11 protein-coding genes, 1 tRNA gene and 1 pseudogene are annotated in these 9901 nt (G+C 52.3%); 8 read left to right on the plus strand and 5 right to left on the minus strand.

From position 1 onward, the window contains the following. Window positions 1-57: 57 nt before the first annotated feature. The 4 genes from H586_RS0117380 (at window position 58) to H586_RS0117395 (ending at window position 4480) form a co-directional block, all read left to right on the plus strand. A complete protein-coding gene (locus H586_RS0117380; protein ID WP_011369401.1) occupies window positions 58-462 on the plus strand; it encodes a cytochrome c3 family protein in 405 nt (134 codons plus the stop codon). Between the two features lie 15 nt (window positions 463-477). Then, complete coding sequence (locus H586_RS0117385) at window positions 478-1443, plus strand: hydrogenase small subunit (RefSeq protein WP_051364092.1); 966 nt, start codon at window positions 478-480, stop codon at window positions 1441-1443. A gap of 30 nt (window positions 1444-1473) precedes the next feature. Then, window positions 1474-3138: a nickel-dependent hydrogenase large subunit gene (locus H586_RS0117390; protein WP_027182646.1), complete on the plus strand. Its 1665-nt coding sequence runs from the start codon at window positions 1474-1476 to the stop codon at window positions 3136-3138. A 484-nt stretch (window positions 3139-3622) separates the two neighbouring features. Next, window positions 3623-4480 carry a class I SAM-dependent methyltransferase gene (locus H586_RS0117395; protein ID WP_027182647.1) on the plus strand — a complete coding sequence of 286 codons (858 nt, stop codon included), beginning with the start codon at window positions 3623-3625 and terminating at the stop codon, window positions 4478-4480. A 79-nt stretch (window positions 4481-4559) separates the two neighbouring features. On the opposite strand, the gene H586_RS20775 is transcribed toward H586_RS0117395, so the two are convergent. From H586_RS20775 to H586_RS20780, 3 genes are read right to left on the minus strand one after another with little or no spacing between them, the layout of a single operon-like run. Beyond that, window positions 4560-4718: a hypothetical protein gene (locus H586_RS20775; RefSeq protein ID WP_155891413.1), complete on the minus strand. Its 159-nt coding sequence runs from the start codon at window positions 4716-4718 to the stop codon at window positions 4560-4562. A gap of 42 nt (window positions 4719-4760) precedes the next feature. Next, window positions 4761-5183 carry a type II toxin-antitoxin system HicB family antitoxin gene (locus tag H586_RS0117400; RefSeq protein ID WP_011369406.1) on the minus strand — a complete coding sequence of 141 codons (423 nt, stop codon included), beginning with the start codon at window positions 5181-5183 and terminating at the stop codon, window positions 4761-4763. Continuing rightward, window positions 5143-5421 (minus strand): type II toxin-antitoxin system HicA family toxin, encoded by a 279-nt coding sequence (locus tag H586_RS20780; protein WP_155891414.1) that lies wholly within the window; start codon window positions 5419-5421, stop codon window positions 5143-5145. The genes H586_RS0117400 and H586_RS20780 overlap by 41 nt, the downstream gene beginning before the upstream one ends. A 101-nt stretch (window positions 5422-5522) precedes the next feature. Here H586_RS20780 and H586_RS19765 point away from each other — a divergent pair. Then, a pseudogene (locus H586_RS19765) lies at window positions 5523-6584 on the plus strand (IS3 family transposase). Between the two features lie 148 nt (window positions 6585-6732). Here the strand turns inward: H586_RS19765 and H586_RS0117415 are convergent. Continuing rightward, the gene (locus H586_RS0117415; protein WP_011369407.1) at window positions 6733-7179 is read right to left on the minus strand and encodes a hypothetical protein; all 447 of its coding nucleotides are present in this window, start codon (window positions 7177-7179) and stop codon (window positions 6733-6735) included. A gap of 326 nt (window positions 7180-7505) precedes the next feature. After that, window positions 7506-7581 (minus strand) — tRNA-Ala (locus H586_RS0117425). Window positions 7582-7727: 146 nt separating this feature from the next. Here H586_RS0117425 and H586_RS0117430 point away from each other — a divergent pair. The 3 genes from H586_RS0117430 (at window position 7728) to infA (ending at window position 9502) form a co-directional block, all read left to right on the plus strand. Further along, the gene (locus tag H586_RS0117430) at window positions 7728-7949 is read left to right on the plus strand and encodes a UXX-star selenoprotein family 1 (RefSeq protein ID WP_011369408.1); all 222 of its coding nucleotides are present in this window, start codon (window positions 7728-7730) and stop codon (window positions 7947-7949) included. 421 nt (window positions 7950-8370) lie between these two features. Then, window positions 8371-9174, plus strand: coding sequence for a prolipoprotein diacylglyceryl transferase (lgt, locus tag H586_RS0117440; RefSeq protein ID WP_027182650.1), 804 nt, complete (start codon window positions 8371-8373; stop codon window positions 9172-9174). A gap of 109 nt (window positions 9175-9283) precedes the next feature. Further along, window positions 9284-9502 carry a translation initiation factor IF-1 gene (gene infA, locus H586_RS0117445; protein ID WP_011369410.1) on the plus strand — a complete coding sequence of 73 codons (219 nt, stop codon included), beginning with the start codon at window positions 9284-9286 and terminating at the stop codon, window positions 9500-9502. Window positions 9503-9901: the final 399 nt, after the last annotated feature.

Raw genomic sequence — 9901 nt, forward strand, 5'->3', positions numbered from 1 at the left:
GCCGGTAACGGAGCGTATGATGGTTGCATCATAGTAACCATCTTCCACGGAGGAACCATGGCTCACAGGCTTCTGTTATACGCCGCCGCGGCGCTGGCGGTGTTGCTCATCGCCGCGGCCCCGCTGCTGGCTTATGATGTTCCCGACAAAATCGTCATTGAACGGCCTGCCAATTATGAAAAGCTGAATTCGTGGGTCACCAAGGTCAACTTTACCCACGGGGCACACGCCATCAGAGTTTCCTGCAACCAGTGTCACCACAAGGAATCAGACAAGACTCTGGGCAAATTTGTGCCCTGCACCCAATGCCATAAAAGCGATGACCCCACAGACGAGTCCGGTTTTTACCGGGCATGGCACTCCGACGGTCCGCCCAGCTGTCTGGGCTGTCACACGCTGATGCGCAGCAAAGGCGGCAAAAATCCGGTGGGCTGCACCTCTGCCTGCCACAAGCCCCGGTAGCCACAGGAGGATATCATGCCCAACGGTAACAGATTTGATGCACTGAAAATGACCGTAGGAACCAGAGAGGTCAGCCGCCGTGATTTTATGAAGTTCTGCGGTGTCATGGCTACTTTTCTGGGCATGGGGCCCGCATTTGCCCCGCAGATAGCCCATGCGCTGATGACCAAAAAACGCCCTTCGGTGGTGTACCTGCACTGCGCGGAATGCACCGGCTGCACAGAAGGACTGCTCAGAGCGTATGAGCCGTATTTTGACGAAATAATCATGAACACCATCTCGCTGGACTATTGCGAGACCGTCATGGCTGCCGCAGGCGATGCAGCCCACGCAGCGCTGGAAAAAGCCCTTATCAATCCGGAAGGATATATCTGCGTCATCGAAGGCGGCATACCCACCCGTCATGGCGGAGAATACGGCAAAGTGGGCGGAGAAACCATGTTTCAGCTGTGTGCGCGCGTGGCCTCCAAAGCCATGGCCACCATCGCCATGGGGTCTTGTGCCTGTTTTGGCGGTGTGCAGGCTGCCGCGCCCAATCCTTCGGGAGCCAAAGGGGTGAACGAAGCCCTGAAAGCAGTGGGGGTGAATGCCATCAACATTGCCGGTTGCCCGCCCAACCCCATGAACTTTGTGGGCACAGTGGTGCACCTGCTTACCAAGGGTATGCCTGAACTTGATACCTGGAACCGCCCGCTGCTGTTTTACGGTGATACCGTGCACGACCACTGCCCGCGGCAGAAGCATTTTAACAAAGGCGAATTTGCCCCGGGCTTTGGCAGTCCCGAAGCCAAAAAAGGCTGGTGCCTGTATCAGCTGGGCTGCAAAGGGCCATACACCTATAACAACTGCCCCACAGCGCTTTTCAATCAGGTCAACTGGCCGGTAAAGGCCGGAGCCCCCTGTATAGGCTGCAGCGAACCCAACTTCTGGGACAAATACTCGCCCTTTTTCCACCCCATTGAAGACGGCCCCGAAAGCTAACCCGCGCCGCCCGAAAGGAGATAAGACCGAATGAGTCAGAAAAAAATGAACCACACCGGCAAAAGGCTGATCGTCGATCCGGTGACGCGGATCGAAGGGCACCTCAAGATCGAGGTGGAACTGGAAAACAACAAAGTCAAAGATGCATGGGTAAGCACCCAGCTTTTCAGAGGCATTGAGATGATTCTGAAAGGCAGACCGCCGGAAGATGCCCCGCTGTTTACCCAGCGTGCTTGCGGCGTATGCACAAACACCCATGCGCTGACCAGCATCCGCGCCATCGAAGACGCACTTGAGATCAAAGTTCCTCCGCTGGCACAGCTCATGCGCCACCTTATTCTCTCCGCGCTTATCGTGCATGACCATCTGGTGCACTTTTACCACCTGCACGGGCTGGACTGGATTGATGTTGCCGCAGCCACCACGGCCGATCCGGCCAAGGCCGGTAAAATTGTGGGCAGCACCAGCAACAGAAGCGACGACCCTTCAGAGCTTTTCATCATTCAGAAGCGGCTGAAGGAGTTTGTGAAATCGGGACAGCTGGGATTTCTGGAAAAGGCATATTTTCTGGGCGGCAACGATGCGTACAAGCTGAGTCCGGAAGAAAACCTGATAATGTCGGCCCACTACTTTGAAGGGCTGCGCATTCAGCTGGAACTGGGCAGAGCCATGGCGCTCTTTGCCGGTAAAAACCCGCATGCGCAAAGTATGGTTGTGGGCGGCATGACCTGCTACGACAGCCTGCGTCCGGAAGTTATCGGACACTTCCGCAAGATCTGGGAACACTGCAAGGAGTTTGTTGAAAACGCCATGATGCCCGACATCCTGCTGATGACCAGACGCTACCCTGAAGCGCTGGCCTACGGCAGAACATCCAACTTCTTTGCCTTTGCAGATTTTCATGATCCGGTAACAGGCAAAGACCCGTACTTCACTTCGGGCGTGCTGTGGGGCAACGATCTTACAAAGCACGAAGAGCTGGACCCCGGCCATATCAACGAACATGTGGCGCGCAGCTGGTACGAAGGCGATACCCCGCGCACGCCCTATGAAGGCGCTACAGAGCCGCACTACACATCATATGAGGACAAGGAGAAGTATTCCTGGTCCAAGGCTCCGCGCTACAAAAATGAAGCAATGGAGACCGGCCCGCTGGCACGGCGCGCGCTGGCCTACGCCCGTAAAGAGCAGGAAACAAGAACCATGCTGGATACTTTTTTCAAAGATTCCGGCATGAAGCCTGATCAGTTGTTTTCCACCATGGGCCGTACCGTATGCCGTGTGGTGGAAACAACCATGCTTATGCAGCGCATGCAGGGCTGGATTGACGATACCGAAGCACGCATCAAAGCCGGTGAAGACACCATATACACAGAATGGAAAATGCCGGACTCCGCCCGCGGCGTGGGCTTTTGCTGTGTAACCCGCGGCGCCCTGTCGCACTGGATAGACATCAAGGAAGCTAAAATACACAACTTCCAGATGGTCGTACCTTCTACATGGAATCTGGGGCCCCGCTGCGCCAACGGAAAACTGAGCGCGGGCGAGCAGTCACTTATCGGATGCCCGTGTCCCGACCCGGACCGCCCTGTGGAAATTCTGCGCACCATTCATTCATTCGATCCCTGCATTGCCTGCTCGGTTCATCTGCTGGATGCACAGAAAAAGCCTCTCGGCAGCTTTAAGGTATTGTAGCCACACACAAGCTCACTCTGTCTTGTCCCGCGGCCCTGACCTTACAGTCGGGGCCGCGTTTTTTTACGGACAATACAGACCGTAAAAAAAGCACGCCACCGCTGCATCACTGCCGGTTGTAATTATGCGCCTCGACGGGTTGTTACATGCGCCATCATACTGTCATGCCGTAATATTTTTCCAGTACAATACGGCACGGCATACGGGCCGGACCATGTCCCTGCAACGACCATGCGTTTGGTATACAGCGGCCACCGGCGGAACCGTTTTATGCAGTTCAGAGCGGGGCAACATCCCGCAGGCCACACGGAAGCCTGCCGGAGCAATACGGCATAAACAGGCAGGAAGGACTCCGCGATGAGATACAAGCATGTGGATAAAATATTATCATATATTTTATTATATTATGATTTGTATATTTGCTGTCGCGCCAACCGCCGCATTACCAGTGTGTCCTCACAACAACGCAACATCCGGAAACCATATGAAAAGTATCTCCATCACCGATATCGCAGCTATGCAGGCCCGCGGCTCTCTGCTGCTTGTTGACGACCCATATCCTGTTGAACCCAAAATCCGGTGGGGACACGGTAAGCCCCCTCATCAGGCTCTGGAAACGCTTTTCCGCTCATGCCGGCAGAACTACCTGCCATTTCTGGAAAATATTGCGTCTCTGGCGCCTTCTTTTGCAAAAATTCCTTTTGACGCTCCCGAAGATTCACCGGAACCGCGCTGGAACAACAACTGGCTGCCTGTACTGGACGGCATGAGCATATATACGGCACTGACAAAACATGCTCCCCGCCGGTTTATAGAGGTAGGTTCCGGCCATTCCACAAAATTCGCAGCGCGGGCCGTGCGCGATCACGGGCTTGCCACACGCATTTTCTCCATAGACCCGCAGCCCAGAAGCGAAGTGGACAGCCTGTGTCACCGTACGCTGCGCCATTCGCTCGAATCGCTGGATATCGCTTTTTTCGACACCGTAACCGCAGATGATATTCTTTTTGTAGACTGCAGTCACCGCGCGCTGCAAAATTCAGATGTCACCGTCTTTTTTCTCGATATTCTTCCCATACTTCCGGCCGGATGCCTTATCGGCATCCATGACATATGCCTGCCCATGGACTATCCGCCCGGCTGGGAACGCCGCTACTATAACGAACAATACCTGCTGGCCTGCGTCCTGCTGTTCGGGGCTGCCGCATTCGACATCCTGCTGCCTTCGTACTATTTGTCCTCACAGCCGGAGTTGCACCCTGCCCTGCAACCTCTGCAGGCCGTAACAACGCTGCAGGGCCGCCCCCCTGTGGGAAGCATATTCTGGATGCGTAAAAAATAGCGGACACGCAGAAGAGTACACTGGCGCTGCTGGCACACCAGAGCAACACCATGGCCCGGATAGTAATCATCAGGGCCATTCATTTGTAAACATGATCAGCCGCCAATCCTTGAAGGCGTATTTCTGTATCAAAAACGGTTATCTCTCCTGCAAGGCAGTACGCCAGCAATTCAGCCGGGCTATTTACTAAAACATCATAAGAACCATCATCATAACGCTGAATTGATAACGCTACCATTTTCTTTCCTCCAGCCGTAAGTGTTTATGATCCGGTCGAAAACTAGCTTGCAAATTTTTGCGTCAAAAAAGCAACAAACTGAGAACGCCCAAACCCCTTTGACCTTGCTTTTCTGTCCAGATCCTCAAGGATATACCGAGGAAGTGAAATATTAATTCTAACAGGGGTTGCGTCTGCCGTTGGCACGGGCACCAGCTGCAAGCGGAACTCGCGCGAGCAATCTACCCCCTCCCCTTTCATCTCTTCAGAGGCATAAGCGACCACAGCTTCATAGGAAGCTGGTTCCGGCATTTCCTGTCGCTTTTTGGCTTGTTCCTCAGCCTCAATATTCAGTACATCTAAAGCGTTCCTATAGGCTTCCTGAAGTGTTTCACCTTGGGTACCTATGGCTGGGCACTCTAGAAAGGTTACAACGTAACCACCCTCAATTGCAGGGATAAAAACACCGTAATATAATTTTTCCATAATACCCTTTTGTATTTAGTAGTGTGTGTGGGGGGGGGGAATCCCCCCCCCACACTACTATAATTTTTTTTCCGACTTGCTTTCCAATCACTCGAACCAAATGATCTTTTATTTCTTTATGCCTCGGGATGGTTAAAACTTTATTACCGTGGCTATCATAAACCTTGGTGTGGCTTCGTCCTTCTTGGAAAGTAAACCCTAATAATCGGAGCTTTAGAAGAAGATGCTTCTCCTTCACCTATACACACTCACGTGTGTATAAGTCAACGGTAATCCCCCAGAAAAATGTTGCTTCTGAAAAGTAGAATTTTCTCGTAACCCCTGATGAGGAGATCCTACATGAAGAAATCTCGCTACACCGACAGTCAAATCCTGAACATTTTGAAGCAAGCCGAGAACGGCGTTCCTGTACCCGAACTCTGCCGCGAGCATGGCATGAGCAGTGCCACGTTCTACAAGTGGCGAGCAAAGGTTGGCGGTATGGATGCGTCGCTGGTGGCGCGCATGAAAGAGCTTGAACGCGAAAACAAGCTGCTCAAGCGAATGTATGCCGAAGAAAAGATGAAGGCCGAGGTCGTTGCAGAGGCTCTGGCAAAAAACTGGTAAGGCCGTCTCGTCGCCGCGAGATGGCCAAAAAAGCCGTTCAAGAGAAACAACTGAATATCCGGCAAGTCTGTGAAGCATTCAATATCAGCCAGACATGCTCTCGGTACGAGCCGAAACTTTCAGCTGAGAACGAACTAGTTGCAGATTGTCTTATTCGTTTGACGGACAACCAGCGTAACTGGGGGTTCGGCCTGTGTTTTCTGCATTTGCGTAATGTCAGGGGCTATCGATGGAACCACAAGCGCGTGTACCGAATATACTGCGAGCTGGAACTCAACATGCGCATCAAACCTAAGAAACGCATTGTCCGAGAAAAGCCGGAGCTGCTTGGGCAACCGCAGCGGGTCAATCAGTCATGGTCGATGGATTTCATGCACGATCAGTTGCAAAGCGGACGTAGCTTCAGGTTGTTCAATGTGATTGACGATTTTAACCGTGAGGGACTGACCATAGAAGCGGATTTCTCCCTGCCCGCAGAGCGTGTAATCCGAAGCCTTGAGCAGGTTATGGAGTGGCGGGGGAAGCCGGAGTCGATTCGTTGTGGCAACGGGCCGGAGTACATCACTGATGTGGGCTGCCAGTCAGGGAATACGCATTGAACATATTCAACCAGGGCAACCTCAGCAGAACGCTTACGTGGAGCGGTACAATCGGACCGTCCGCTACGATTGGCTTGGGCAGTTTCTGTTCTCAAGCATTGAAGAGGTGCAGGACCATGCCACCAACTGGCTGTGGACCTACAACATGGGAATCGGGGGGGTTACCCCTGCCCAAAAACTGAGAATAACTGCATAGCCTCTACTTTTCAGGCCTCCTAAAAATGGGAGGATTACCCACGGCTCTTGATCTTTGTTTTCTTCAGGCTTAAACTCATGGTCATTCATGTTTTTATCTCCTCTTGTGAGGGGGTACCCAAGGCCGCACTGCTATGCGGCCTTTTCTTTTAGGCTCCGATCTTAGACAAAAGTGTCTCCATTGCGACAATTACCGTATCCGTAAACGACAAGGGTGGCTCTCCAAGAGAAATCATATGGAACCGTTTTTCCTCATAGAGAAGAATAAGGGAAGGCAAAAAGGAAAGGTTCACTATTTGGCGAGGTTCATTTTTTTCTGCCCCTTTACCTTTGTGCCCTTGCAAAGAGTTTGAAGATTCCAAATACTCTTTAAGAGCAAGCCGGATAAAGGCATTCCGTGTCAACTTTTGGGTAGATTGCTTTTCAACCTCCTCTTTCACAAGCTGAAACCTTTCGAGCAGCGAATTGGGCAAACGGAAGCATTTAACGACTTCTTGCTCTTGGGTAATGGCCTCGATCAACAAATCTACTTTAAGCCGATTCCCCTCAGTTCCCGCTTTTTTAACTGCGGTATTCCCTTTAGACCCTAATGCCATTATTCCCCCACTCGCCTAGCAAGTTCTTCTGCCAAAGCGTGATAGTCTTTTGCTCCATTTGATGTAGGAGCGTATTCAAAAATAGTTTTCCCGTGGCTAGGAGCTTCAGCCAGCGAAACATTTCTACGAATACAAGTTTCAAGGGTAAACTCAGCTCCGAAGGCATCCCGAACGGTATTCTTAACCTCTCGCTTCGTGTCCGTCATCTATAGGGCACTTCAGATCCCAAACACTTTGACCAACAGCCGGTTGATCAAAATGTTCACCACAAGAAAAGGACCGCATAGCTTATTAAGCTAAACGGTCCTTTTTCTTAAAAAATATAGTGGTGGAGCTGGAGGGAATTGAACCCACGACCTCTTGAATGCCATTCAAGCGCTCTCCCAACTGAGCTACAGCCCCTTGCGGAAGAGCCTTATGCAGCACAATGGGGCAGGTTGTCAACAGCGGGTGCATTTTTTTATGCACACAGCGTCAGGCGTACGGTTAGTTGTTGTTTCCGCGCGCCGCACGTCTTATTATACAAGCGAAAAACGCGGGAGGCTATGATGGCAGAATCGCTGATTATATATGGCAAGGAAAATTGCCCGCACACCCGCAGGGCAAGAGAGGCTCATCCCGGACACATCTTTATGGATGTGCAAAGCAGCCTGACGGCCATGCAAAACATGCTGGAACTGTCCGGCGGCGTACGCAGAGTTCCCGTACTGGCGCTGCGTACTGACAAAGGTGAACAGCTTATATCTGTGGGATACAATAAAGGTTCCTGAAACGTATGATTTCCGGCAGGTGCCGGAACAACCACAGCGGTCTAAAGCAGAACATCCGCAATTATACCGCAACATGTTTGGCCAGAACCCGCCACTCCGCAATCGAACCGCATATACTGTTACGCCGTCTATCAGATAACAGCCTGCCTCAGCCCCCCCGCCCCGTTTTCAGCATCTGCCTGCCGGCCCCAGCCGCAGACAGACAAACCGCGTGTGCAGCCGCCCTCTGAATACCTCGCAAAACTGCCCCCCGCAGTAATTCACAACTTTATTTTTCATATAAAACAGCAAACTGGCTTTCCGCGCGGATATGCGCTGTTTGTGATATTATTCCTTAGATTGACAAAAAAAACACCGCAAGCCTACCAATGTCGGGCACTCGGTACTTTTTACTCACACAGCACACACGTCGGAGAAGTGAATGATCAAATATCCCGCTTTTGACCCTGTAGCCTTTACGCTCGGACCGCTGAACATCCGCTGGTACGGACTCATGTATATTCTGGGTTTCGTTGCCGCGTGGCTGCTTGCCCGGTCGCGCGCTCTCAAGACGGGGTCCGGCTGGACAGTAGAACAGGTTGACGATCTGGTAACGTACAGCGTTTTTGGTGTCATTCTGGGTGGCAGACTGGGCTACACACTGTTTTACGAAACGTCATACTTTTTAAATAACCCGCTGGATATTTTCAAAATATGGAACGGGGGAATGAGCTTTCATGGGGGATTGCTGGGTGTCATCATTGCCATCTGGCTGTTTGCCCGCCACACAGGTAAATCCCTTTTTGAAGTAGGAGACTTCACTGCGCCTCTGGTAGCTCCCGGCCTGCTTGCCGGACGGCTGGGCAACTTTATAAACGGTGAACTGTGGGGAAGACATACCTCCGCTGAATGGGGCATGGTGTTTCCCGGCGCCGGACCGCTGCCCCGCCACCCGTCGCAGCTTTACGAAGCCGCGCTCGAAGGTGTCGCTCTCTTTATAATCCTGTGGCTGTTCTCTGCCAAACCACGGCCCCGAATGGCGGTTTCTGGCATGTTCCTGCTGCTGTACGGCAGCTTCCGATTCTTTGTGGAATTCTTCCGCGAACCCGATCTGCATCTCGGCTATCTGGCCTTCGGATGGGTTACCATGGGACAGATTCTGTGCCTGCCCATGATCCTCGGCGGGCTCGTACTGGTAGGCTTTGCCATGAAAAATGAAAAGCAGACCGCGTTAAAAACAGAGTAACCATCTGTTTTATTGACAGGCTTCTTTTTTTGTGGAATGGCGATTGCGTTGGTTTTGCGGTGTTTTTGCGCCGCATTGCTCATACCGCACGGAGCCATCAGGAGGAGTCATGGCGAAGGAAGACGCCATCGAAGTTGACGGAATCGTTCAGGAAGCTCTGCCTAACGCAATGTTTCAGGTAGAGCTGGAAAACGGCCACACAGTACTCGCTCATATTTCCGGTAAAATGCGTAAATTTTATATCCGCATACTGCCCGGAGACAAAGTGCGCGTGGAACTGTCGCCGTATGACCTGAACCGTGGTCGCATAACCTACCGCATGAAGTAACGGCACAAAACCGCACTTTTTTTGCGGCCGCTACTGCGGCCTGCTTCTCTGCGCCCGAAAGCATACCCCGCCGGTCAATATACTACATCCTAAAACCCGCATAATGCGGGTTTTCTTTTCTCAACAGCCACCATTCTTACACGCACCCAAGCCCTACTTACCGCCGTACCGCAACACGGAGACATACAAACCCTGAAACAAAAACAGCCTCCGGCGGGCAGGGAGATGATCTCCCTGCACCCTCAATGCGCGCATCGCATCGTTCATAGACATGCCTGCAGCGCGCTGTACTGCACTGCTCCGCGCATAACCAGCCGCCCCATACGCCCGAAAGCGCACAGCTGACCGGACCACCTGTGGCGCAACGGGGGATGCAAGGGGAATCATTCCCTTTGCCCG

It is taken from the genome of Oleidesulfovibrio alaskensis DSM 16109 (assembly GCF_000482745.1).
Classification (GTDB): Bacteria; Desulfobacterota; Desulfovibrionia; order Desulfovibrionales; family Desulfovibrionaceae; genus Oleidesulfovibrio; species Oleidesulfovibrio alaskensis.